Source organism: Bowmanella yangjiangensis (assembly GCF_017255015.1).
Classification (GTDB): Bacteria; Pseudomonadota; Gammaproteobacteria; order Enterobacterales; family Alteromonadaceae; genus Bowmanella; species Bowmanella yangjiangensis.
On the sequence record NZ_JAFKCS010000014.1, the window covers coordinates 62,693 to 88,507 of the forward strand.

The 25,815-nt window shown below is 50.2% G+C and carries 19 protein-coding genes; 10 read left to right on the forward strand and 9 right to left on the reverse strand.

The window, feature by feature from the left end:
• Positions 1 to 4: 4 nt before the first annotated feature.
• Positions 5 to 4,468 carry a glutamate synthase large subunit gene (gene gltB, locus J0A65_RS14325; protein ID WP_206594945.1) on the reverse strand — a complete coding sequence of 1,488 codons (4,464 nt, stop codon included), beginning with the start codon at positions 4,466 to 4,468 and terminating at the stop codon, positions 5 to 7.
• Between the two features lie 701 nt (positions 4,469 to 5,169).
• Between gltB and arcB the strand changes: the two genes are divergently transcribed.
• From arcB to J0A65_RS14340, 3 genes are all read left to right on the forward strand, one after another.
• Positions 5,170 to 7,518, forward strand: coding sequence for an aerobic respiration two-component sensor histidine kinase ArcB (arcB, locus tag J0A65_RS14330; RefSeq protein WP_206595046.1), 2,349 nt, complete (start codon positions 5,170 to 5,172; stop codon positions 7,516 to 7,518).
• Positions 7,519 to 7,857: 339 nt separating this feature from the next.
• Positions 7,858 to 10,110, forward strand: a complete 2,253-nt coding sequence (locus J0A65_RS14335) for a TonB-dependent receptor (RefSeq protein WP_206594947.1) — start codon at positions 7,858 to 7,860, stop codon at positions 10,108 to 10,110.
• Between the two features lie 94 nt (positions 10,111 to 10,204).
• A complete protein-coding gene (locus tag J0A65_RS14340) occupies positions 10,205 to 11,224 on the forward strand; it encodes a LacI family DNA-binding transcriptional regulator (protein WP_206594949.1) in 1,020 nt (339 codons plus the stop codon).
• A 32-nt stretch (positions 11,225 to 11,256) separates the two neighbouring features.
• Here the strand turns inward: J0A65_RS14340 and pgmB are convergent, their stop codons facing one another.
• A complete protein-coding gene (pgmB, locus tag J0A65_RS14345; protein ID WP_206594951.1) occupies positions 11,257 to 11,913 on the reverse strand; it encodes a beta-phosphoglucomutase in 657 nt (218 codons plus the stop codon).
• A complete protein-coding gene (locus J0A65_RS14350) occupies positions 11,910 to 14,246 on the reverse strand; it encodes a glycoside hydrolase family 65 protein (protein WP_269814671.1) in 2,337 nt (778 codons plus the stop codon). Before J0A65_RS14350 ends, pgmB begins: the two co-directional genes overlap by 4 nt.
• Positions 14,247 to 14,389: 143 nt before the next feature.
• On the opposite strand from J0A65_RS14350, the gene J0A65_RS14355 reads away from it, so the two are divergent.
• The gene (locus J0A65_RS14355; RefSeq protein WP_206594955.1) at positions 14,390 to 15,625 is read left to right on the forward strand and encodes an MFS transporter; all 1,236 of its coding nucleotides are present in this window, start codon (positions 14,390 to 14,392) and stop codon (positions 15,623 to 15,625) included.
• 9 nt (positions 15,626 to 15,634) lie between these two features.
• On the opposite strand, the gene J0A65_RS14360 is transcribed toward J0A65_RS14355, so the two are convergent.
• From J0A65_RS14360 to J0A65_RS14370, 3 genes are all read right to left on the reverse strand, one after another.
• Positions 15,635 to 17,617: a methyl-accepting chemotaxis protein gene (locus J0A65_RS14360; RefSeq protein WP_206594957.1), complete on the reverse strand. Its 1,983-nt coding sequence runs from the start codon at positions 17,615 to 17,617 to the stop codon at positions 15,635 to 15,637.
• Positions 17,618 to 17,750: 133 nt separating this feature from the next.
• A complete protein-coding gene (mgtE, locus tag J0A65_RS14365; protein WP_232849965.1) occupies positions 17,751 to 19,112 on the reverse strand; it encodes a magnesium transporter in 1,362 nt (453 codons plus the stop codon).
• A gap of 119 nt (positions 19,113 to 19,231) precedes the next feature.
• Positions 19,232 to 20,083, reverse strand: a complete 852-nt coding sequence (locus tag J0A65_RS14370; protein ID WP_206594959.1) for a carboxylate/amino acid/amine transporter — start codon at positions 20,081 to 20,083, stop codon at positions 19,232 to 19,234.
• A 212-nt stretch (positions 20,084 to 20,295) separates the two neighbouring features.
• On the opposite strand from J0A65_RS14370, the gene J0A65_RS14375 reads away from it, so the two are divergent.
• From J0A65_RS14375 to rluF, 6 genes are all read left to right on the forward strand, one after another.
• Positions 20,296 to 21,207: an AEC family transporter gene (locus J0A65_RS14375; RefSeq protein WP_206594961.1), complete on the forward strand. Its 912-nt coding sequence runs from the start codon at positions 20,296 to 20,298 to the stop codon at positions 21,205 to 21,207.
• Positions 21,208 to 21,229: 22 nt separating this feature from the next.
• Positions 21,230 to 21,694 (forward strand): GNAT family N-acetyltransferase, encoded by a 465-nt coding sequence (locus J0A65_RS14380; RefSeq protein ID WP_206594963.1) that lies wholly within the window; start codon positions 21,230 to 21,232, stop codon positions 21,692 to 21,694.
• A gap of 105 nt (positions 21,695 to 21,799) precedes the next feature.
• Positions 21,800 to 22,753 (forward strand): hypothetical protein, encoded by a 954-nt coding sequence (locus J0A65_RS14385; protein ID WP_206594964.1) that lies wholly within the window; start codon positions 21,800 to 21,802, stop codon positions 22,751 to 22,753.
• Positions 22,754 to 22,758: 5 nt separating this feature from the next.
• Positions 22,759 to 23,073 carry a cupin domain-containing protein gene (locus J0A65_RS14390; protein ID WP_232849966.1) on the forward strand — a complete coding sequence of 105 codons (315 nt, stop codon included), beginning with the start codon at positions 22,759 to 22,761 and terminating at the stop codon, positions 23,071 to 23,073.
• Positions 23,073 to 23,381 (forward strand): DUF1272 domain-containing protein, encoded by a 309-nt coding sequence (locus J0A65_RS14395; protein WP_206594965.1) that lies wholly within the window; start codon positions 23,073 to 23,075, stop codon positions 23,379 to 23,381. The genes J0A65_RS14390 and J0A65_RS14395 overlap by 1 nt, the downstream gene beginning before the upstream one ends.
• 126 nt (positions 23,382 to 23,507) lie before the next feature.
• On the forward strand, positions 23,508 to 24,245 hold the full coding sequence (gene rluF, locus J0A65_RS14400; RefSeq protein ID WP_206594966.1) for a 23S rRNA pseudouridine(2604) synthase RluF: 738 nt from the start codon (positions 23,508 to 23,510) through the stop codon (positions 24,243 to 24,245).
• A gap of 10 nt (positions 24,246 to 24,255) precedes the next feature.
• On the opposite strand, the gene J0A65_RS14405 is transcribed toward rluF, so the two are convergent.
• From J0A65_RS14405 to ptsN, 3 genes are read right to left on the reverse strand one after another with little or no spacing between them, the layout of a single operon-like run.
• Positions 24,256 to 24,528, reverse strand: a complete 273-nt coding sequence (locus tag J0A65_RS14405) for an HPr family phosphocarrier protein (protein ID WP_206594968.1) — start codon at positions 24,526 to 24,528, stop codon at positions 24,256 to 24,258.
• The gene (gene rapZ / locus J0A65_RS14410; RefSeq protein WP_206594971.1) at positions 24,525 to 25,373 is read right to left on the reverse strand and encodes an RNase adapter RapZ; all 849 of its coding nucleotides are present in this window, start codon (positions 25,371 to 25,373) and stop codon (positions 24,525 to 24,527) included. Before rapZ ends, J0A65_RS14405 begins: the two co-directional genes overlap by 4 nt.
• Positions 25,370 to 25,813, reverse strand: a complete 444-nt coding sequence (ptsN, locus tag J0A65_RS14415) for a PTS IIA-like nitrogen regulatory protein PtsN (RefSeq protein ID WP_206594974.1) — start codon at positions 25,811 to 25,813, stop codon at positions 25,370 to 25,372. The genes rapZ and ptsN overlap by 4 nt, the downstream gene beginning before the upstream one ends.
• Positions 25,814 to 25,815: the final 2 nt, after the last annotated feature.

Genomic DNA, 25,815 nt, shown 5'->3' on the forward strand with positions numbered 1-25,815 from the left:
CTCCTTACTGGGCCTGAACGCGCAACTCGGCGCTGGAACGGCTGATATGACCCAGCAGATTCTTCACATCGCTGGTCTTAGGTTTGACCAAGCGGAACTGCTTTAAGTACTGATTAAACTGGCTGAGGATCTCCAGTGAGTGTTCACTGCCAGTTTCTTCGTAGTGCTGGTTGATTAAGCCACGCAGGTGCTCGGCCAGAATCGGCTTGTCGTCGATACTCAGCACTTCCACGAGATCCGCGTTAACGCGGCGATCAAAATCATTGGCCTTGTCCAGTACATAGGCAAAACCTCCTGTCATACCGGCACCGAAGTTAACGCCGGTCTGCCCCAGGATGGCGACGATACCGCCCGTCATATACTCACAGGCGTTATCACCGGTGCCTTCCACGACAGCCACAGCCCCGGAGTTGCGCACGGCAAAACGCTCACCGGCACGACCCGCCGCAAACAACTTGCCGCCGGTTGCGCCGTATAAACAGGTGTTACCCATAATGGCACTGTCGTGCGTGGCGTAATGCACGCCCGCCGGTGGATGAATAGTGATCTTGCCGCCCGTCATACCTTTGCCCACATAATCGTTGGCATCACCAATCAGGTGCAGTTCCAGACCGCCGGCATTCCATACGCCGAAGCTTTGTCCGGCTGTGCCGGTCAAAGTAATGCGCAGCGGATAGTCGGCCATACCCTGGTTGCCATGGCGCTCGGCAATATAGCCGGAAATGCGGGCACCCACAGAACGGTCGGTGTTACGAATGCTGTAACGCCAACTGCCACCGCTCTTGTTCTCTACGGCTTGTTGAACGTCTTGCAGGATCTGCAGGTTAAGCTCACCCTTATCCAGCGGCGCGTTGGTTACCTCGGAGCAGAACAGCTTAGTGTGTGCCGCAGCTTCTGGCTTGGCCAGAATCGGTGACAAATCCAGGCGTTGCTGGCGGGCATTGATACCGTCGATAACTTCGAGCAGCTCGGTGCGGCCAATCAGCTCTTCCAGCTTACGTACGCCTAAAGCGGCCATCAGTTCGCGTGTTTCACGGGCAATGAACTTGAAGTAGTTCATGACCATGTCAGGTAAACCAATAAAGTAGTTGTCACGCAGGTTTTTATCCTGAGTGGCAACACCAGTGGCGCAGTTATTTAAATGGCAGATACGCAGGTATTTACAACCTAGTGCCACCATAGGGCCAGTGCCAAAACCGAAGCTCTCAGCGCCCAGAATCGCGGCCTTGATCACGTCCAGACCGGTCTTCAGACCACCGTCGGTTTGTACTCTTACTTTATGGCGCAGGCCGTTTTCCACCAAGGCTTGTTGGCTCTCTGCCAAACCCAGTTCCCAGGGGCTACCGGCATATTTTACTGAGGTAAGCGGGCTGGCACCGGTACCGCCGTCATAGCCGGATACCGTGATCAAATCCGCATAGGCCTTGGCTACGCCTGTGGCGACAGTGCCGACCCCTGGCTCAGAGACCAGCTTGACCGAAATCAGTGCCTTAGGGTTAACCTGTTTCAGGTCGAAAATCAGCTGGGCCAAATCTTCAATAGAATAAATATCGTGATGCGGCGGTGAAATCAGGGTCACGCCCGGCACCGAATAGCGCAGCTCAGCGATGTATTTATTGACCTTGTCACCCGGCAACTGGCCACCTTCACCGGGCTTGGCACCTTGTGCTACCTTGATTTGCAACACATCAGCGTTGACCAGATAGTGTGGGGTAACACCAAAGCGGCCGGAGGCTATTTGCTTAATACGCGAGTTTTTCTCGGTACCAAAACGCGCAGGATCTTCACCGCCTTCCCCTGAGTTGGACTGACCGCCTAAACGGTTCATGGCAATGGCCAGGGCTTCATGGGCTTCGGGGCTGAGGGCTCCGATACTCATAGCGGCGGTATCAAAGCGCGGATACAGGGCTTCAACCGGCTCCACTTCATTGATGTCGATTCCTTGCTCGCTGAACTTCAGCTTGAGCAAGTCACGGATATGCGCCACCGGGCGCTCATTAACCAGCGCCGCAAATTCCTGATAATCGGCGTACTCGCCACTGACTACGGCTTTTTGCAAGGTGCTGACCACATCCGGGTTATAGGCATGGTATTCACCGTCGTGCACATACTTAAGCAAGCCACCATGACTGATGGTTTTACGCTTAATCCAGGCAATACGGTTAAGGTTTTGAATATCCTGCTCAAAATCGTCGAAGTTGGCACCCTGGATACGGCTGGGTACGCCGTGGAAGCACAGCTTCATCACATCCTGATGAATACCTATGGCTTCGAACAGCTTGGCGCAGCGGTAACTGGCCACGGTGCTGATACCCATCTTCGACATGATCTTATACAGACCTTTATTGATGCCCTTACGATAATTCAGTACCGCTTCCATTACGGGAATGTCCAGCTCGCCTTTATCCGCCATCTGTTCGATAACTTCATAGGCCAGGAAGGGGTACACCGCCGTGGCACCCAGGCCGATCAATACGGCAAAGTGGTGCGGGTCACGCGCCGAGGCAGTTTCTACCACTATGTTGGCGTCGCAGCGCAACGCTTTTTCCACCAACCGGCGCTGCACCGCTCCCACTGCCATTGGCGCCGGGATAGGCAGACGATTGGCTTTTATTTTGCGATCCGAGAGGATCACAAAGGCCGCTTTTTTCTGTCTGACCAGGTATTCAGCCTCATCACAGACACGTTTCAGCGCCGCTTTCAGGCCTTCTTCTGGGGTGTAGTTGAGGTCGATGACTTCGGAGTAATAGTACTCAGGGGCAAATTCTCTCAGTTGTTTGAGATCCGTGTACAGCATGACCGGCGATTCAAACAGCACCCGGTTGGCATAGCCAGAGGTTTCGCTGAATACGTTCTGTTCGCGACCAATACAAGTTGCTAGTGACATTACGTGGTTTTCCCGCAGCGGATCGATTGGCGGGTTGGTCACCTGTGCAAACAACTGACGGAAATAGTCGTAAATAGTGCGATGCTTACCTGACAGAACAGCCATGGGGGTGTCATCACCCATTGAGCCAACCGCTTCCTGGCCATCTTTGGCCAGTACCTTGATCACCTGCTGAATTTCTTCGTAGCTGTAATTAAACTGCTTGTAGTAGGTGTTCATCATGTCATCGTCAAACAGACGTACACCAATCAGGCTTGCATCGCATTTCTGGATAGGCAGCAAACGGCTGATGTGTTTGTCCAGCCATTCACGATAAGGATGGCGGTTTTTCAGATCTTCATCGATCTCGCTGGAATGCAGTACTTTACCTGTGTAAGTGTCCACCGCCAGCATTTCACCGGGACCGACACGGCCTTTTTCTACTACGTCTTCGGGCTGGTAATCCCAAATCCCTATTTCAGAGGCCAGGGTAATCAGGCCGTCTTTGGTGATCACATAGCGGGCCGGACGCAGGCCGTTTCTGTCCAGGTTACAAGCCACGTGGCGGCCGTTGGTCATCACGATACCGGCCGGGCCATCCCAAGGCTCCATGTGCATGGAGTTAAACTCGTAGAATGCCTTGAGGTCCGGGTCCATGGTGTCATTGTTCTGATACGCAGGTGGCACCAGTAAGCGCATGGCACGGAATAAATCCATACCACCGGCCAGGAATAGCTCCAGCATATTGTCCAGTGACGAGGAATCAGAGCCCTCGAAGTTCACAAAAGGGGCCGCGTCATGTAAATCGGGCAACAGCGGCGTACGGAACTTATAGGTACGGGCTTCAGCCCACTCGCGGTTACCGCGAATCGTGTTGATTTCGCCATTGTGAGCCAGGAATCTAAATGGCTGGGCCAGCGGCCATCTGGGCAGCGTATTAGTAGAAAAACGCTGGTGGAAAACACAGATAGCCGATTGCATGCGTTCATCGGCCAAATCCAAATAGAAATTCGGCAGATCTTTGGGCATGACCAAGCCCTTGTAGATAGTTACCAGGTTCGACAGACAGGCAATGTAAAAGTCCGGATCATGGCTCATGCGTTTTTCAGCACGGCGACGCGCCATAAACAAACGGCGTTCCACATCTTTCTTCCGCCAGCCTGGCGGGGCATTGACAAACACCTGCTCAATTTGGGGCAGACCGGTTAAAGCCAGTTCACCCAACAGCGCCGGATTGGTTGGCACCACGCGCCAGCCCTGTACGTCCAGGGTTTCTTTTTGCAACTCTTCATTAAGGATATCGCGAGCTTGCTGGGCCAGTACCGGATCCTGGCTGAGAAATACCATGCCGACGCCGTATTTCTTGGCCAGCTTCCAGCCTTTTTCCTCGCCGATAGCGCGGAAGAAAGCATCGGGTTTTTGCAGCAGCAAACCACACCCGTCGCCTGTTTTACCATCTGCGGCAATTCCGCCCCTGTGCTGCATACGATCCAGCGCATGGATAGCGGTTTTTACCAGACTGTGGCTGGGTTGCCCTTGTGTATGGGCAATCAAGCCAAAACCACAGTTATCCCGAGAATCGTTCGGGTTATATAGTCTCATTACTCATGACTCCTTCAACCGTTCGACTGGGCAGGGTGATGTTTTTATTCAGGGGTGGCATGTGCTGGACTCTTTGTGGTCCGTTATTTCATGCGCCTGTGTCGTTAGGATGACCTGTGACAGGTTCTATTTTTATTTGGGGTTACCAGTCTTTCTTGTTTGAACAAGGCAGTTTATTCCCTTCTACCTTGGTTCATATCGTGTCGGTTTTAGCCGACGTCGACGCCTCTTGGCCAATGGCCATTTCCGCATTCCTATTTAGTTATTGGCCGACCTCAAGCCTGCCTGCACCAATAACGAATCTTTATGCACCCATAAAGAGCGGCTAATGAAAATACCACAATGCTTCTACAAATCAATTACCCAAGAGTAATAAGCTCGAAATGTATTTGGTTATTTTTATGGAAAATTAGGATAAATATTCCGAACTGGTCGGCTTCTGAGCATTTTGCTGCTTTGGTTGTTAGCTTATAACCAAATGTGCTGATATCTGTATACGACTAAAATCGTATAAAAAGCAGACAGGGTTGATTTGTTTTTGGGTGAATTAATATTCATCAAATGTGAATATAAATGTTTATCTGTTGTTAGCGAACTGTAGCAATTTCAGAGTACTTGCAGGGACAAGTTAAAATCAGCTTGGGCATTGTTGTTGGCTCTTGCTAGGATGCCGACAATTGTCGTCAGTGGAAATCTTCCCTATGCAACCTTCGCCTTCCAGCCAAAATGAATCCTGGGCCATACGTTTCGCGCAATTTGTTGACCGTTTCGGCACCCTGCGTATTAGCATTTTATTTGTGATACTGACCCTGATATTCACCATCGCCGGCTCTTATTTCATTCGTTTATATATGACAGGTGAAGTCCATGTGGAGGATTTTGCCTCTGCCATTATGCTGACATTGTTAAGTGCGCCCTGGGTACTGTATTTCTTCAGTGAACTGGTCAGACAGTTGGAGATTAGCCGTCATAACCTCAAGGACGTGGTGGCACAGTTGGAAAGCTTGCGTGAAGAGGACGTGCTGCTGAATCGTGAGTTACAAAATAATATTCGCCAGTTAAATATCGAGATAGAAGAGCGGCGTAAAGCGCAGGAAGACAGAGAAAAAGTCTTTGCTGAGCTGGAGCAGGAGATATACGAGAAGTCGGAGAAAGAACAGCATGCGTTGAGGCTGTCCTCACTGCTGCGTTCCATCATCGATGCCAGCCCGGATCTGATTTATTTTCGCAACGAAGAAGGGCGTTTTGCCGGCTGTAATACGGTTGCCGAACAGATGACAGGCAAAACCGAAGCCGAGCTGATGGGACTGACGCCCCATGAAGTGTATGACGAAGATCTGGCTAATCAGGTAGTGGCCAGTGATCACGAAGTCTTGGAGAACAATGTTGGCATTACCGATGAGTTATGGCTGCGCTTTGCCGATGGCAGCAAGCGCTACTATGAAATGCGTAAGGTGCCGTTTTTTGACAAAGAAGGTAACCGCTTAGGTTTACTGGCCTTCGGTCGTGATATCACCGAGCGTAAACATTCTCAGGTGGCGCTGGAAAAGGCCAGCCGCGATAAAACCGCTTTTATTGCCACTATCAGCCACGAATTGCGTACGCCACTCAACGGCATAGTGGGCTTAAGTCGTATGCTCAGAGACACTAAGCTGACCGATGAGCAATATGCCTGGGTCAGCACTATATATGCCAGTGCCATCACCCTGGGTAATATTTTTAACGACATTATCGACATCGACAAATTGGGGCGCGATAAGCTGGAGTTGGCGCTTAAGACCGTTAGCCTCAAGGACTTCTTTTCTGAACTGTCCAGCATCATTCAGCTGTTGGTGGCAGACAAAAACCTCAATTTCCAGACGCAAATGATTGAGCCTTTGCCTGATTTTGTTGAAGCAGATGGCACCAGGCTGCGCCAGGTGTTGTGGAATTTGTTATTCAATGCGGTGAAGTTTACTCAGCAAGGTTCGGTGAGCTTTAGCCTGTCGGCGGAGGCGCCCAAAAACGGTATCTGTAATGTGGTGTTTAAAGTCGCGGATACCGGAGTGGGGATCCCTGAGGAAGAATTACCTAAGATTTTTGCCATGTACTATCAGGTTAAACACCCAGACCACCAGAGCGCCACCGGTACCGGGATTGGTTTGGCCATTTGTAAGAAAATGGTGGAGCTGATGGACGGCGATATCAAGGTGACCAGTGAGGTGGGTAAAGGCACCTGTTTTACCGTTGAATTGCCATTAGCTATCAGCACCCGCCCGGCACAATTAGCTGAACTCAAAATTACTGGTTTGAAGATATTACTGGTGGAAGATATTGAGCTGAATGTGATTGTGGCTAAAGCCTTGCTCGAAAAACTGGGGCAGACGGTGGAAGTGGCGATGACAGGGCGTCAGGCACTGGATATGGCCAGAGCTAATCATTACGACTTGGTCCTGCTGGATATTCAACTGCCAGACATGAACGGCTTTGAAGTGGTCAGCCGTATGCATGAGGAGGAACTTGTTGTTGGGACGCCTGTGGTGGCATTGACTGCCAACGTGATCAAAACCCGTCAGGAATATTTGGATCAGGGAATGGATGACGTTATTTCTAAACCCATTAAGAAAAGTCGGGTGGTGGAAGTATTCAACCAGCTGTTCTGCGATGCCTCAGAGCTGCCTTGTTTACCCGAGACAAGTACACCGGCTAAGAGTGAGTCTGTACTGGACTTGGACATGTTACAGATGCTGGTGGATACCATAGGCGCTGAAATGCTCAGCACCAGCGTTAATGTGTTTAATCAGAGTATTCCGCAATACATGGAAATCCTGCTGACCAACTTAAGTGCCAAGGACAAGGATGAAGTCTGCGCTCAGGCTCACAAAATTAAAGGCGCAGCGGGGTCGGTTGGGCTTTCCAGGGTGCAGAAGATAGCTAATCAAATTCAGCAGGGCGATCATCCGGCCTGGTGGCAAAATGTTTATGACTGGGTTGAGGAGTTGCAAGATACCCTTAAGCTGGACATTCAATCGCTCAATAATTGGTTGTCTGATCAAACTATTGATGACTGATTTCTGATGGCTTTGCGCTGTCTGGCTGCTTATCTGGCCAGACAGCATACAACCCGTGTTTTATGCAATCGTTTCCAAAACGATGTTGTTTTTTATTGCCTGAACTCACTACCGCATAGTCGTTTGTTAACCAGCTTATTCTCCACATACGCCATTTAAATTGAATTTAACATTTTCAAAACATTTTATTTCGATGTTATTGCAATCGATTGCAATTAGATCTATTTTTAACCTGTCTTAATCAACACAGTGGCAAACCGGCGGAATATTTCTCTAGATATTGATCGTCGATAATTAAAGATTAGTTAGCAAAATCATAAAGATAACTGGGGACCAGCAATGAAAAGCAACAAACTTATCCTGGCCATTGCCGTATCGGCGGCAATGCAAAGCGCCTGGGCACAGGAAGCACCGGATGATAAAGAACAAGCCAAGGACTTTGAGCAGATTGTGGTAACAGGTACGCCCACAGGTACGGCGGTACGTAAGGTGGACGCAAGTTTTGCAATCACCAATCTTTCCGCTGAAGCCATCAAAAAACTGGCCCCGAAAAGTACTGCCGATTTATTTAAGGCCGTGCCGGGGGTTTGGTCGGAGAGCTCGGGTGGTGTATCCGGGGCCAATGTGTTTGTGCGCGGGTTTCCTGGTACAGGTGATGCTCCGTTTTTGACTGTGCAGATGGAAGGTGCACCGCTCTTTCAACCACCGACATTGTCTTTCCTGGAGAATTCCACGTTATTTCGTATGGATGAAACTGTGGCATATATGGAAGCTTTACGTGGTGGTACCAACCCGGTTATTTCCAATGGACAGCCAGGGTTGACGACTAACTTCCTGCTCAAGGAAGGCTCGGAGGTCACCGAGGGCGTATTTAAATACACCACCTCAGATTATGACCTGCAACGCGTGGATGCCATGGTTAGCGGTGCTATCTCGGACGGTCTTTACTATATGGTGGGCGGTTATGTTTCCAGCTCGCCGGGCATCCGCGATGCCGGATTCAATTCCGAGAAGGGCCACCAGTTCACTATCAATATCACCAAGGAACTGGATAACGGCAAAATGAATTTCTATACCAGGGTCACAGATGACCATGGTGTCTGGTATTTGCCTACCCCGCTGGTGGATGGGGTAGACAACCAATATACCCAAATTGGTACACTAAACCGTCAGGCCAGCATTCAATATGGTCCAGATGGTACCAGCCAAGCCTTTGATTTTGGCGATGGCCGGGGCTGGGACGGCTCGGTGTCTGGCGGTAAAATTCAATTGGAGTTCGCCGATGGCTGGCAGTTTTCTGATCGTTTTAACTACACCAAGGGCGATGCCAATACTTATGGCTTGGTACCAGACGGTGCGCCTGTTGCTTTGTCTGCTGTGGCGGATAACGGTGAAAGTGCCTCAGGTGCAGTGACCGGCAAAACGTATTCAGGCAATACATTGGTGCAACAGATTGGCCGCTGGGTGGTTCTGAAGGAGATAGAGTCTTTTACCAATGACTTGTCGCTGACCAAACAACTGGATGCACTGAAAGTCACTTTTGGTCTCTATACTTCCAACTTTGAGGCTAAAGATTGGTGGTCTTTAGGCAATCAGTCTTACCATGTGGTAGCGACTGGTGGGGAAAACCTGACTGGTATAGATTGTAACGATAACTTAGATAGCTGCGGTTGGAACTACGATATCAGTTCTACGGGGGACGGCTCTACGCGGGCGTTCTACACCGCCCTGGAGTACAGTGCTACTGATGATTTGACCTTGGATCTCGGTGTTCGCCGCGAGAATCATCAAATCGACTACAGCGTCGATGAAGGCCTGGACGGCAGCACTAACAAGCCGGTGCAGTACGATGAAGATACGACATCCTGGACGGCTGGCGCTAATTATATGCTGACCGATAACTCCGGTATCTTCGCCAGGGTAAATGACGGTAGCAAAATGCCGTATTTCGACGATTTTCGTGACAATTATTCCCAATATGAAGGGGGTAATGACCTGATTTTCGATATCAAGCAGTACGAGCTGGGCTATAAGCTGGCGTCGGACAATTACAGTCTTTATGCCACGGCCTACTTCAATGAAGTAGAGAGCAGCACAGTGGCTTTACCAGGGCAGCCAGCCACCTTGTCGGTTACCGAAGCTAAGGGGATTGAGTTGGATGGCAACTATAGTTTTGACTTCGGTTTGAACGTGAATCTAAACGCAACAATCCAGGATACCGAGATCACAAAAAGCAGTAATGCGAGCCTGGTCGGAAATGAATCGCAGCGTCAACCGGGCTGGCAAATGCGTCTGACGCCAAGTTACGACATTGAATTGGATGGCGGCAACTTTGTAACCCTGTATGGCACATTAACTTCAGTAGACGACCGCTGGATAAGTGATGACAACCTGGGAGAGTTGAAAGGCTACACTAAGATAGATTTGGGCGCCTACTGGGAAATTACCGACCAATTGAACTTGCGCTTGTCAGTGGATAACCTGACGGATAAAGAAGGGCTTACCGAGGGGGATCCTCGTAACCCCACAGCACCTAACGGTCGTTATATTATGCCAAGGTCGATGCGACTCAGCATAGGATACAATTTCTAGGAAAATTAAAGGTGGCCACTGGCCACCTTTGTCTTTTCTCTGGGGGAAGCAATTTGATAACCTTGGGCTAAGCACAACTCAAAGAAGCAGATTCATGACTCGCGCCAAAAGCATCGCTGACATTGCCAAACTCCTTGGCGTTTCCGAGTCCACCGTATCCCGCGCCCTGAATGATAATCCGCTGATTGCAGAGAAAACCCGTCGCCGCGTTCAGGACGTTGCCCGCGAACATAATTTTAAGATAAACGCTAAAGCGCGCGCTCTGCGTACTCAAAAAACCATGGTGATTGCTGTGGTGGTATTGTTTAAGGAGCGCACCGAGCAGGGCATTTCCGATCCCTGGTTACTGGATATGCTCGGGGCCATCGCCGATGAACTGACCCGCCATGGTTACGATATGCTGTTGTCGAACACGCGTACCGCATCGGATGACTGGCGGGATTACTACTTTGATTCCAAACGTGCAGACGGTCTGATTGTGATAGGACAGGGCGAACATGATGCCCGTATTGACCGACTCGCCCAGCAGGATTGTTCCTTTGTGGTATGGGGAGCTGCATTGCCAGACAGCCACTACTGCACAGTTGGCAGTGACAACAAGATGGGCGCATATCTGGCGGTGAACCATTTGCTTAACCAAGGCTGTAAGCGAATCGCGTTTTTTGGTGACATTAGCCACAGTGAAATGGAACAGCGCTGGCAAGGTTATTGCCTAGCCTTACAGCAGGCGGGCCTTGAGATAGACGACAAGCTAAGCTTTGAAACAGACTTTACCAGCGAGTCAGGCTATCGCAGTGCCACACTTTTACTTGAGAGAGGGCCCGCAGACGTGGACAGCATATTTGCCGTGAGTGATGTGATTGCGCTGGGCGCATTGAAGAAACTGATGGATGTGGGTAAGCAAATTCCTGATGATATTGCGTTGGTGGGTTTTGACGATGTGGCACTGTCTATGTTCTGCCACCCTTCACTGACTACCATACGTCAGCAAACACTGGAAGGCGGTAAGTTACTGGTTAACAAACTGCTGAATAAACTGGCGGGTAAAACAGTGCGCTCGCAAGTGCTGGACGTGCAATTAATTGTCCGGGAGTCCAGTCGCAAATCGCACTAAATCAAGGAAGGGCCGGACCCTTGCGACCCCGGCTAATTAGCTGCCTGTTTAAGTACGGTAGCCAGTTGCAAGTCCTTGATATGCGGATAGATCCAATGAGCTTGCTCGAGTACCTTTGCATCGCCAATGCCTATTGACTGCATACCTGCATCAATGATGCTTTGCAGACCTGCCAGCGAATCCTCTATGCCCACACATTGAGCAGGTTCTACGCCCAAAGCCTGTGCGACAGTAAGAAATATTTCCGGATGCGGTTTACCTTGCTTGATTTTTGCCGCGTCTGCCACGTAATCAAAGTCCTGACTGATACCCAGCCGGCTGATAACCATACCGGCGTTTTTACTGGCTGAGGCCAGACCTATGGCAATACCGGCTTGTTTGAGTTGTGCGAACAAGTCATGCACACCATCAAACAAATCTGTTTCGCTCATATGTTCTATCAATTGCTGGTAATGGCGATTTTTTTTATCGGCAAAGGCATGTTTTTGGCTAGCGGTAAGCTGTAACCCGCCTTTATCCAGAATAAACTGCAGCGAGCCCATGCGGTCAACGCCCTTGAGTTGTTCGTTATCCTGCCTGTCAAAGGCGACATCCAGCTCCTTGGCGAGGGCAGCCCAGGCTTGATAATGGTATTCGGCGGTATCGGTTAGTACCCCGTCAAGATCAAAGATAAAGGCGCAAATGCTCATAAGTTGCCCCACGATACATTCAGCCATTGCCCTTTGTTCAGGTGTACTTGTTGTGTGCCTTGCTGAAGACTTAGACTTTCGCCGTCTTTGAGTAAGTAACTAACTTTGTCTTTACTCACTTTTATTTGGATTTGCCGGCCCTGATATTGCAGGTTAAAGGTATAGCCCTGCCAATGATCCGGCAGGTGCGGGTTAACCGTTAAGCCATCTGGTCGCATTCGCACACCGGCAAAGCCATGCACTATGCTCATCCAGGAACCGGCCATACAAGCGGTATGGACGCCGTATTCGGTGTTGCCGTGGCGGTTGTCTATATCCATCCTTACAGTGTCGTGGAAGAACTCATAAGCGCGCTGATAATCACCCGTTTCGGCAAATTCTATACTGTGTATGCAGCTTGACAGGGTGGAGTCGTGGGTGGTCAAGGGCTCATAGTAGGCCAGATTACGGGCCTTTTGTGCTTGGTCAAAAGTGTCGTCCAGCAAATACATGGCCAATACCACATCGGCCTGCTTCAGCACCTGATGGCGGTAGATTACCAGCGGATGGAAGTGCAGCAGCAGTGGATACTTATCCGGCGGGGTATTGGCGAAATCCCAAGGTTGCTTGTCCAAAAAACTATCATCCTGAGCGTGAATTCTCAGGGTTTCATCAAAGGGAAGGTACATCTTCTCAGCGGCCTGCTCCCAAATGGATATCTCCGATTCAGTCAGACTTAACCTGACGCACAACTGCTCGTAGGCGGTTAAATCCTGGTGGCGAAACTTTGCTGCCATTTGCACGGCAAACTGCAGATGCGCCTTAGCCATCGCATTGGTGTAGAAGTTGTTGCTGACGATTGCAGTGTATTCATCCGGGCCGGTTACGCCATCGATACAAAACTGGCCGTCCCGTCTGGCATTAAAATGACCCAGACTGAGCCATAGCCTGGCAGTTTCAAACAGCATTTCAGCGCCCATCTCTTGCATAAATTGCCAGTCTGCTGTGGCCGCATAATAGCTGCGCAGAGCATGGGCAATGGCGGCATTGATATGATACTGCGCGGTGCCTGCCGGAAAAAATGCCGAGCATTCATCACCGCCTATGGTACGCCATGGATACAAGGCGCCTTGCGAGTGTGACATTTGGCGTGCCCGTTGGCGTGCGCCCTCCAGCGTCCGGTAACGATATTCCAGGCAACGTTTGGCTAATTCGGGGTTTGTTGCGGTCATCACCGACAGGATATAGATTTCGGTATCCCAGAAGTAGTGGCCGTCATAACCATGACCTGTCAGGCCTTTGGCACCCATATTGCTGTGACCATCTTTGCCAATGGACATAAACAGGTGCAGTAGATTGAACCGGATGCCTTGCTGCAGCGCAGGGTCACCGTCTATCTGCACATCGGCATTCTGCCAGAACGCGTCTGCGGCCTGTTGATGCTGACTATGCAACGCATCCCAGCCCGACCTCTTGGCCTCCTGCACCTTTTGTTGCGCTTCATCCAGCAGAGTTTCGAATGTCAGTTCCTTGCTATGCTGGTAACAGATGTATTTTTCCACTATCACTGACTCACCCTGCTTGAGAGGCAATAGCCAATGCTGACCCACTTGTTTCTCATGGGTAATTTGACTGATATGGCGTGGCGCAACAGTGCTGTTAAGGATGCTGACTGAGGCAATCTTGAATTCGCCGTCTTTGACCTGGTGCAGCATCCAGGCGTCGCTGTCACCTGCGTGCTGCTGATAAAGGGCCAAGCTGTCATCCAGGCTGAGAACACCGACTCTGGGGTCGTCTTTATTCGGAGAAAAGCGGTAACCGGCATCCAACAATGCGCTAAGTTCAATATCTCCACTGAAGTTCTCGGCCAGGATCTCCATGCGTAAACAAAGCAGATTAGGGTGAGTGAGCGAGGCAAATCTGCTGGTATTCACGCTCAGTTGCCGACCAGAGCCACTTTGCCAGCGCATCTGTCTGTGCAAGGTAGCAGTGCGAAAGTCCAGCCATCGGGTCGCTTCCATGGCATCGGCCAGATTAATTGTCTGGTCGTCCAGCTTAAGCTTTAGCACTTTGCCGTTGGGAACCTGCTGCATCTTCTGGTTGTGGCTGGCATAACCGTATGCCACTTCGCCATAGGTAATTTTTTCACTATGGTATACGCCATTCAGATAAGTACCTTCACAGCTTTGATGATCGGCAACTGCTCCTTCTTCCATAGTGCCGCGGGTACCAAGGTAGCCATTGGCCAGGGCAAACAGGGTTTCTTCCAACATGCTTTGTCCGGCTGTCAGCTTATTCGCCTCTAATTGCCAGGGCTGGGGTGTAAAAAGCAGATTTTGGGGCAATACATTCATAAGGCTGAAACTCTGTAATGGGCTCTGAATAACGGCAAGATTAGCTGTTTTTGCAATCGATTGCAATTGTGTTAAATTTAGGTAAACTCGATTCTCTTGATATAAGAGACAAATGCCCTAATAGTCTGTATGCGGAGAGTCAGATGATCACGAACAGAGCTCAGGTGAAATATTCACTGATGCTGACTTATTTTCTGTTTGCCATATTACTGAACAGTGTGGGTACGGTGATATTGCAGGTAATCAATAGCTATGGCGTCAGTAAGGAGGCTGCCAGTGTTTTGGAAGGATTTAAAGACTTACCCATCGCCTTGGTGTCTTTTATGTTTGCTGCTTACCTGCCGCGATTTGGTTATCGCAATGCCATGTTACTGGGGACTTTGCTTGTGACTGGCAGTTGCTTGCTCATGCCTCTTATTCCCGAGTTTTGGATGACCAAACTATTGTTTTTTTGTGTAGGAAGCGCTTTTGGTCTGGTCAAGGTCTCTTTGTATTCAACAGTGGGATTAATTAGTGATAACAAGCAGCAACATGCCTCGGTAATGAATACCATTGAAGGTATTTTTATGCTGGGTGTACTGTCGGGATATTGGTTATTTGGTGCCTTTATAGATGGGCAAGATCCCACTTCCAGCGATTGGTTAAAGGTCTACTGGTGTTTGGCATTGCTGGCCGGATTGAATGCGATGCTGCTGTGGCGTACTCCTTTTGCTAATCCCGTTCCGGCTCAAGGCGGTAAACCCGCAGATGAATTTCTGGCAATGCTTAGGCTGACCTATAAGCCTCTTGTGCTGGTCTTTATCTTGTCGGCGTTTCTATATGTGCTTATCGAACAAGGGTTGGGAACCTGGTTACCGACCTTTAACAATCAGGTATTGCACCTACCGGCAGATATGAGTGTGCAAGCTACCAGCATTTTTGCCGCCTGCCTGGCTATTGGTCGATTGGGGGCGGGGGTACTGATGCAGCGAATTAACTGGTATCTGTTGCTCAATATTTGCCTGGTGGCCATGGCCTTACTTGTTTTGGTTTCTATGCCCCTGGCTAACCTGGCACAACCTCAGCCTGATATGAGTTGGACCAGTGCGCCGCTGGCCGCCTTTGTTTTTCCCCTAATCGGGCTGTTTATGGCGCCAATATACCCGGCGATTAATTCAATTATGCTATCCTCTCTGCCAACATCACAGCATTCAGGTATGACTGGCTTAATAGTGATATTTTCAGCCCTGGGGGGCACTACAGGTTCGCTAATTACCGGTTTCGTATTTGGCAGTTTTAGTGGGCAGACGGCGTTTTATTTGTCGTTGCTGCCCATTAGTGCAATTCTGATCAGTTTGTTTTACTTCCGCCAGGGTACCCTGGCGGTTAGCCGGGCCTGAAGGCCCGGGTCAGGGATGGCTGAGTTCATATAGCCGGTTGGAAAGGGCCGATGAAGAGCGGCTCAATTCGCTAAGCGCAGTAGCATCTCTGGAGTTCAGTTCATTGCTCTCGCGGATACCTTCGGCCAGTCGATGAATTTCACTGGCCACTTTGGCCTGTTCACTAGCTGCTGTGGCAATTTCTGTGGTGCTGTCACTGATGCCGCCAAAGGCCTCGACAATCTCATTGAAGCCAGCGATGACCTTATTGGAGCGCTCAACGGTCTGCTCCGATAACGACTGAGAGCTGAGAATAATGTCTACCCCTTGTTTGGCAGAGCTTTGTAATTGGGCAATCATGTTTTCAATTTCATTGGCCGATGACTGAGAGCGTCCCGCAAGGGTACGGACTTCATCTGCGACGACAGCAAAACCTCGGCCTTGTTCGCCAGCCCGGGCTGCTTCAATGGCTGCATTAAGCGCTAGCAGGTTGGTTTGCTCGGATATACCTTTGATGACATCCAAAACGGCACCCATTTGCTGAGCATCACCTGAGAGTTGATTAATGATATTGGCGGTTTGCTGTAATACCCCAGATAGTTCTTCGTTGGCCTGATTATTGGCCATCACATCCTGCAAGCGCCTTTTTACCAACCCTTGAGAGTCATCCACCGTGCCTGATGTACTGCGGGTGTTGTTGGCCACTTCCGCCGCGCTGCTGGCCATTTGATTGATGGCCGCTGCCAGCATATTGTTTTCGCCAAGCTGCTGTTCGGCCCGGTCTTTAAGGGCGTGAGCCATTTTACTGAGCTCTTCAGCACGCTGCTTGGATTCGGCGGCTTCTGCCGCGATTTGGCGCAACAAGCCATTGAGGTGCTCGCCATAGTTGTTTACTGCTTGTTTAAGCAGGCCAATTTCATCTTGGGTATCAATCTGCAACGTGGCTGATGCGCCACCGCTGATCAGCCGCTTGATTTGGTCTGTGGTTTCATTTACCCAACCAAGCACTTTGTTGGCATAGAACATCAGTACACCAACAAAAAGTGCAATCAAAGGTAATAGCGAACCGTACAGGCTATAACTTAAATGGCTTATTGGTTCCTGAACCACCTGACTAGGCAATACCAAGCCGAGCTTCATACCCTCTTGGGGTAAAGATTGTAAGGCCAGTAGGCTGCTGTCGCCTTCTACAACCCCCTCTGGCAATGGTGTAATGTTTTTGCCCTGATCAATCGCCATTAGCAACGGACGCAAACTGGTATCTCGGTTAGTGATGGCATCCAGACTAAGCATATCCAGGCGTTCACTGCGAATGTCTGGAAAACTGATCACTTGATTGTTCATACCTAGCAGAAAAAGGTAACCACCAGATGCTTTGTTTTGCTCACGGAATAAATTGGCCAGACCGGCCAGACGCAAATCTACTGTGGCTACGCCCCAGAATTTACCTGCACGTTGTATTGCCACGGTACAAGTGACCATGGCTACACCACTAGCGCTGTCTTCATAGGCTTCCGACCAGCCACATTGACCTGCACTTAATTGCTTGCCAGCCTGATACCACTTCTCATTATGGTAGCCGGTGCCAGTGGGGTCATTGTAGTCATTGGATTTGACTAGCCTGCCATTGTTATCTCTGGCCCAGAAAAATGAGTAGCGCGATTGATTGCTGTCAAAGGCATTGGGTTCAGGCCAGATACCGCCCCCGGCAATGTTGGCGTTACCAAACTGGTTGATAAGTACGGGCATCAGGCTATCAAAACGCTGTTCTTCCAGAGGGAGGTGTTGTGCCAGCGCGGCGAGATTTTGGGTAAGGGTAGCACCTTGGGTCAGTTCTGTGCGCAGCTGTGCAGCGCTGTCTGAAACCCTAACTAAGGCTTGCTTTTCAACTTCCTGTTGAATAATGGGTAAAGCCAGTGTCTGCATAACCAGGTAAATAACGACAATGGCTGCAATAAGCAGGCAGGCGCCTAAATAACTGGCTTTAGTCTTTATCAACAGATCTTTTGTCATGCGTCTATCTCATTGTGATGTGTCGGGAAGATTCGCTTCTTTAGGATAGACTAAGAACACCGCAAAGCACTTTGCTTTACAAGAAAATAGTTTGATTTTCAGTTGCTTCCGCTACAGCTCAAGAACATCAATATCAGGGCATCATCAATAGGGTTGCAGTGCCCAGGAAAGCAAAAATACCCACCACATCTGTGATGGTGGTGAGAATGACCGAGCCTGCTAAAGCCGGGTCGATTTTCAGTCTTTTCATTAACAGCGGTAGGGTGGCACCGGCTAATCCAGCTGCCAGCATATTGACCATCATCGCGAAGGCAATAATAGCGCCAAGCATCAGATCCTGCTTCCAGATGGCTACCACCCCGGCAATCAGCACGGCCCAGATCACGCCGTTGAGCGCGCCGATGGCCAGCTCTTTGCTGACTAACCAGCGACTGTTCCTGGGGCTGACATGACCAAGGGCCATACCACGAATAACCAAAGTCAGGGTCTGATTACCCGCTACACCGCCCATGCTGGGCACTATGGTATTAAGGATGGCGAGCACAGCCAGTTGACTTAAAGTGGCCTCAAATAAATCACTGACCATCGCTGCCAGTAGCGCCGTAACCAGGTTTACCCCCAGCCAGATGGAGCGTCGTCCGGTACTTTTCATCACTGGTGCGAAGGTATCTTCTTCGTCGTCCAGACCGGCCATACTCATCATGCTGTGTTCCGCTTCTTCACGGATAATGTCGACCACATCGTCGATGGTGATCCGGCCGAGCAGGCGATCTTCACTGTCCACCACCGGGGCGGAAATCCAGTTATAGCGTTCAAACAGCTTGGCCACTTCACTTTCCGGCATGTCTACCGGAATGGTTTCCGCGTCTTCGTCCATCAGCTCTTCCACCGTCATATCCGAGGTGGAAGTCAGCAAACGAATGACCGGCACTATCCCAATCAGTTTGTCGTGGCGGTTGACCACATAGAAGGCGTCGGTATCTTCCGGTACTTCACCCTTAAGACGCAGATAACGCAAAATCACGTCAACCGTCACTTCCGGGCGCAAGGTGATAGTGTCGGTGTTCATAATAGAACCGGCGGTACCTTCGCCGAAAGACAATGCCTGTTCGGCCCGCACCCTGTCCTGTTCGTCCATGGAATGCAGTACTTGCTGGAAAATGGTGTCCGGCAGGCCGCGCAACAGCTCGGCGAGATCGTCGGTATCCATGTCTTCCAGGGCATCGGCGAGTTTTTCCGGCACCATCTGGCGGATAATGCCGTTTCGCACGTCTTCCGACAGTTCTTCGAGCACATCACCGTGAAATTCAGGGTCAATCAGTTGCCATAATACCGCGCGGCTTTTGGCCGGGGTGGACTCCAGCAAAAACGCTACATCCGGCGCTGGCATATGGTGGAGCATTTTACGCACATGCACATACATGCCGCTGGACAGGGCATCGTTAATGGCCTGTAGCTGCTGGTATGAGGATTGCGATTCGAATGCTGGTTCCAATTTAGCTCAGGCCCTTGTACAACTTATTGATTTTCTGTTGTTAGTTTAGAGTAAGTGGTGAGTAAGGTCAGCAGGAATATTGCTCAGCTAGTCACAGACTCCCATTACCTGGGCAATTATCATGTTTGTCGTCGTAACAACCAATGATTCAGCGGTAACGCCAGCAGTATAATTGCGCCCCCTAGTGTCAGACGCAGCAGATCCGCTTCACGGTTCCAGATCAGTAAGTTGACCAGAATGCCTGCTGGGATCAACAGATTGTTCATGATTGCCAGGGTGCCGACATCTACTTGCGTAGCACCTTTGTTCCAAGCAAAGAATCCCAGACCGGACGCCACCACGCCGAGATAGATCAGGATAACCCACTGCTGTGCTGTGGCAGGCAGCATCTCAAGGTTTCCAAATAGGGCAAAACTGGCGCAGGCAACCAGACTGGCACCGATAAAGAACCAACCGAACACCTGATGTTGGGGTAACTCGAATTGACTGGCCATTCTCTTATATAAAACCTGGCCAGTGGCAAAACATAAATTAGCGGCCTGTACGATGAAAAAGCCGCGAATAAAGCCACTGTCTATGCCGTCGTAGCGGATCGCGGCGGCACCCGCTGTTGCGACCAAAGCACAGAGCAAAAAATTGATTCGAAAACGCTGATCCAGAAGATCGTTGACCAAGGTAACGTAGAGCGGTGTCATCACAGTGAACAGCAACACCTCTGGCACAGTCAGATAAAGAAATGCGTGGTAATAGAAACCATACATTATCCCTAGTTGAATAGCGCCAATCAGCATCAGGCGAGTGATGGTCGTGACAGAAGCGCCGCGAAAGCTTAAGAAGGGTAAGAACACCAGCGCGGCAAGCAGAACCCTTATCAGCACAGAAAACCAGGGATCAACCTGACCAGCCAGATAAACGCCGATCAGGCTGAATGAAAACGCCCATAGCAAAGTGATTGCAACAAGAAAGGCCATGACCGCCATCCGAATATTTGACCGGCTGGCATGGTACATCATGCTTATTGCTTATGTAAGACGGCGCCAGTGAGGCCATTTAGTTGGCAGCCAGCCAATTTAAGGCCTTAAGCGATGAGCGGTCAGCTTTACGACAAAAGTGCCATGGCACTCTTGTGGCTAAGGGGATAAAGTCAGATACATAGCGTTGTAACGAGGGCGATACTGAGCGGATGGAAAACTTTGTTCTGGTACTTATCTATATTCTGATCGGTACTCAGCTTCGGCGCCTGCCGCAATTTCCGGCCGAGACAGGCATGGTGCTTAACCAGTACGTGCTGTATGTCGCCTTACCGGCTCTGGTGATGCAGAAAATTCCATTGATGAGTTTCTCTGCTGACCTATGGCAGCCTGCGGTTTTGCCCTGGGCTATTTTACTGTTGGTCGTAGGTGTGGTGTTGTTAGCCGGGCGTCTGTTTTCCTGGGATAAAAATCTGGTGGCAGCGTTGCTGGTGGTGTTGCCTCTGGGCAATACCTCGTTTCTGGGTTTTCCTATGGTGGAGGCGTTCTTTGGCGAACAGGCCATGCCTTACGCCATTATTTATGATCAGCTTGGGTCCTTTCTGGCTCTGGCCACTTATGCCACCATCATTTGTGCCTGGTATAACCCCAATGTAGATACACCTTCGGTTGCACATATGGCCAAAAGGGTATTGTTGTTTCCCTCCTTTATCGCCTTAATTGCCGCCATGGGGCTGAAGGGCTGGCCTTATCCCTCGCTTATGCAATCCTTATTGGATAGCCTGGCGGCCACCTTGGTGCCGGTGATTATGGTGGCGGTGGGGTTCCAGTTTCGTTTGCGTCTGGATGGCAAAGAGGCTTTGCCTCTGGGGTTTGCGTTAGTGGTGAAGTTGTTGTTGATGCCCTTGTTTGCGCTGGCACTACTCTGGCCTTTACATCCCCAACCTTTATTGCTGCAGGTTAGTGTCTTTCAAGCCGCCATGCCGCCTATGGTATCCGCAGGCGCCCTGGCGATCGGTGCAGCCCTGGCACCGCGATTAGTTGCGGCGCTGGTGGGGTTGGGTCTGATCATGAGCTTTATAACCTTACCCATGTGGTATTGGTTGTTGCAGCACTTGATGTGAACCTTACTAGCAAAGTGAGAATATGACCTTTATATTGCGCCAAGCTAACCCCTCAGATGCTGACGTCCTGTCTTCTATTGCTATGCGCGCCAAGGCGCATTGGGCCTATTCTGCAGATTTTATGGCCGCCGTTGCTGCTGAATTGCGGGTATCCTCTACACAATTACAAAGCCCGGACTGGTTATGTCAGGTGGCGGTGCAAGACCTGCGTATTGTTGGTTATGCCCTGGTGGACGCCAGTAAAGCACAGCAATGGGTGTTAGACGCGATGTTTGTGTTACCTGAGGTAATGGGACTAGGGGTGGGGAAGCAACTGATGACATGGGTCAAAACCAGCATGCAAAGATTGCAATGTCCTGAGTTGATGATCCCCAGTGATCCTTATGCTGAAGCTTTCTATGTGAAAATGGGCGCGACAAAGATTGGCGAGACACCCTCAGACAGTATTGTTGGCAGAATGTTACCCTTAATGAAATTGAAGGTATGAGCCTGTTGCAACAAGCATTTAATTGGCTAGCTGGCTTCTTACTTCTGTAAAAATTATCGGCGAGAATGTAGGGTAAGCCCACAATGCATTCCATGGAGTAGTTCTTTGCGCAATTTGATTTTGGCAGTTGGTCTTGCCTGTAGCCCTGTTCTGGCGTCCCCCACTTTTATTGTGTTGCAGGACTTGCCTTATACGGACACCCAAGAATATGTGTATAAGAACATAGTCAGGCCAGCCATTGTCAGTGCCGATGCGGATTTTGTCATCCATGGCGGCGATATGCAGGGCAGTAAAGCGGTTTGCAGTCACGCTGGGCTTAAGGCGCTTCGTGATGATTTGTACAGTCTGAAGCCCGAACGGGTATTTTTAACACCGGGCGACAATGACTGGACGGACTGCGATAGACCAAGTAATGCCAAGCCGGTCAGCGAGTATCAGGCCTTAGGCTGGTTAAGAGAATTGTTTTACGAGCCAGCGCCCAAAGGATTGCCGGAGTGGCAGTTGGCCCGTCAAGACGCTTTTCCTGAAAACGCCCGTTGGCTGGTGGATAACAGCCTGTTTGTGACTTTGCATATTCTGGGCACAGTTAACGGCAGACAGCAGGTTTATCTGGATGATCCCAGCTATGCGCTTGAGCAGGTTGAGGCGCGGGACAAGGCCAATCATCTATGGTTACAGGAAGCGCTAACCGTTGCCAAAGCGCATGATGTAACGCATATGGTGGTTGCCGCCCATGCTGATATCACCCAGCTTGAAGGCAAACCACCATGCTCTCGCAGTCGCACCAGCGATTGTGACCCTTATCAGGCATACCGTAAGCAACTGCGAGATGTTGCCGCTGAGTTTGGCAGGCCTATGCTGTTTATTCATGGCGACACCGAGCCATTTTGTCTGGATAAAAATTACGGTAGCAAAACTGCCACAAATTTATGGCGTTTAAATGGCGCTGGTGATTACAACCTGATTGATGCACTGCGCATTGATATTGGTGACAAGGATACTGAACCATTCAGTATCAAGGCATTAACCCGGGATATTGCTCCCCCTTTGTGTAAATAGGCATTATGACCAGCATCATCCGAGCCAAAGACTTCACCGCATCTCGTCCCTGGGGGGCTTTAGATATAGCCTCTATGCAGGGGGTTAGCACTCGTCTGCATTGGACGGATAAGCCCTATCGCTGGCATATCAATGACGGTGAGGAAGTCTTTGTGGTGTTGGATGGTCAGGTGGAGATGAAGTATCGCGATGTGGAAGGGGAGCGTTCAGCCATATTAAATGCCGGCGACATTTTTTTCGCCAATGAAGGAACCGAGCACTGTGCTTTTCCCGTTGGGGAAGCCAGGATCCTGGTGGTGGAAAAGCAGGGAAGCATCTGATGCTGCAACTACGACCAAATTGTGAATGTTGCAACCGCGACTTGCCTCCTGATTCGCAACTGGCACTGATTTGCAGTTACGAATGTACCTTCTGCCGGGACTGCGTTGAGGGTGTTTTGCAAAATGTTTGCCCGAATTGTGGAGGTGGTTTTATGCCAAGGCCGGTACGCCCCAAAAATGCTTATCGCCCCGGAGTGAGTTTGACACAACAACCGGCTTCGACTAATGCTGTGCATAGCCGTTATTGCATCGAAGAGATGCAGGCCTTTAGCCAAAAATTAGCTTCGATTCCACCGGCTGAGCGCTAAAGCCCTGCAAGTTTCCTGCCTCTGATCTGCCAGCGAACAGCTATGCCAGCTTGATTAACCAGTTTTACCGTGATCTGCACTGCCGCATAGATTAAAATTCCCTGGCGCAAGGGCGCTGGAGGATATATGAGCGAAAACGGCGCCATCAGGCTTAATAAATTTATCAGTGATTCTGGCTATTGTTCGCGTCGTGAGGCGGATAAGCTCATTGAGCAAAAACGGGTGACTATTAATGGTCAGATCCCGGAGTTAGGCACCAAGGTGATGCCTGGCGACCAAGTTGCGGTGGATGGCAAAGGCGTCGGTGCTAGTGCCATGGATAAGTCTGATCGCACTTATATTGCCTACAACAAACCTGTCGGTGTTATCTGCACCACAGAGCGCGGTGTGCGCGGCAATATTGTCGATGCTATTCGTCATCGGCAGCGCATCTTTCCCATCGGCCGTCTGGACAAAGACTCTGAAGGGCTGATTTTTCTGACCACCGATGGCGATATCGTCAACAAGATCTTGCGGGCAGGCAACGAACACGAAAAAGAGTATGTGGTGACGGTGAACCAGCCGGTCAGTGAGCGATTTACCCGACAAATGAGTCAGGGGGTACCGATTCTGGGTACGGTGACCAAGCCTTGCAAAGTCAAAGCCACCGGGCGTTTTTCATTTCGTATCATTCTGACGCAGGGCCTGAACAGACAGATTCGACGTATGTGCGAGTTCCTCGGTTATGAGGTGGTCAGTTTGAAACGCGTGCGTATTATGAATGTTGAGCTGGGGAATTTAAGACCAGGCCAGTGGCGAGACCTGTCTGATAGTGAAATGGCTGAGATTAACCAGGCTATTACCCATTCGAAGAAAACGGCCTGAGTGAACAACCTTATTCCGCTTCGTTGAATTTTTGCTGGATGAGTTGTTCAACTGCTGACAGCGCGGCTTGTGCATCCTGACCTTCGCTGATCACCACGACTTCCTTGCCCATACTGCTTTCCAGCATCATCAGCCCCAGCACACTGGTGGCTGAGGCGGACTTTTCGCCTTGTACCAGGGTGACCTGGGCATCGAATTGCACCGCCAGTTTAGCCAGCTGAGTAGCTGCTCTGGCGTGCAGGCCCAGCTTGTTTTGAATCAGCAGGGTCTTTTCTAATTTCATTTGCGTGATAACTCTCTGTGACGGATCTGCACATCCGGATGCACGGCCCTAAAGGTTTTTGCCAGACTCTCTGCCACAAAAACAGAACGATGCTGGCCACCGGTACAACCAATGGCAATAGTCACATAGCTGCGGTTATTCCGCTCCAGATGCGGTAACCAAGTGGATATCAGGTTCTGTATCTGCCAGATAAACTTGGTGACAATGGCCTGAGAACCCAGAAAAGCTTCAACCTGTGGATCTAAGCCGGTGAGATTCTTCAGTTCCGGCTCCCAATGGGGATTTGGCAGGAAACGCGCATCAAACACATAATCAGCATCCTTGGGAATGCCATGCTTAAAACCAAAGGATTCAAATACCAGCACCAGGCGCGAGCTTTTCTTGCCCAGAATACGTTCTCGAACCAGCTCGGCCAGTTGATGTACTGACAGTTCACCGGTATCGATATACAAATCGGCTCTTTCGATTATCGGGCCGAGCAGCACCGACTCAGACTGAATGGCATCTGTCAGTGACTTACTGTGCTTGGACAAGGGGTGCAAACGACGGGTTTCGCTAAAGCGCTTAATCAGTACATCATCACTGGCGTCAAGATAGAGAATGGTTAACTCCCAGGTCGACGGCAGATAGTCGAGAATTTCGACCAGCTCTTCCGGGTCCTTGGGCAGATTGCGCACGTCAATACTAACGGCTACCTGATCATATTCGTCTACCACCGTATGGGTGAGGGTCGGGAGCAGGTTAACGGGAATATTGTCTACACAGTAATAACCAAGATCTTCCAGCGCTCTGAGTACAATAGATTTCCCTGAGCCGGAACGACCACTGATGATGATGAGTTTCACACTATAGCCTCAAATAGTTCCTGATTTGATTGGGCATGACGCAGTTTTTTTACCGTTTCCTTGTCATTCAATTTGGCGGCAATGGTGGCCAGGGTTTGCAAATGCCCTTGTGCCTGGTCCTCGGGGACCAATATAGCGAAAAATATGTCGACCGGTTGGTTGTCTATCGCTTCAAATGCGACACCTGGCTGACTGGTAACCAATATTGCGGTCACATTACTCAGTCCGGCTAGGCGTCCGTGAGGAATGGCAATACCACAACCAATGCCTGTACTACCCATCTTTTCCCGGTTAAGTAGGCTAGTCAGAATAGCATCCTGGCCTATGTCCGGAAGGTGTTGGGCGGCAATATCACTAATGGATTCCAGAATGCGTTTTTTGCTGGAGCCTTGTACTGCACATACAGTGCGGTCTGGAGTGAGGATGTCTTTGATTTCCATTT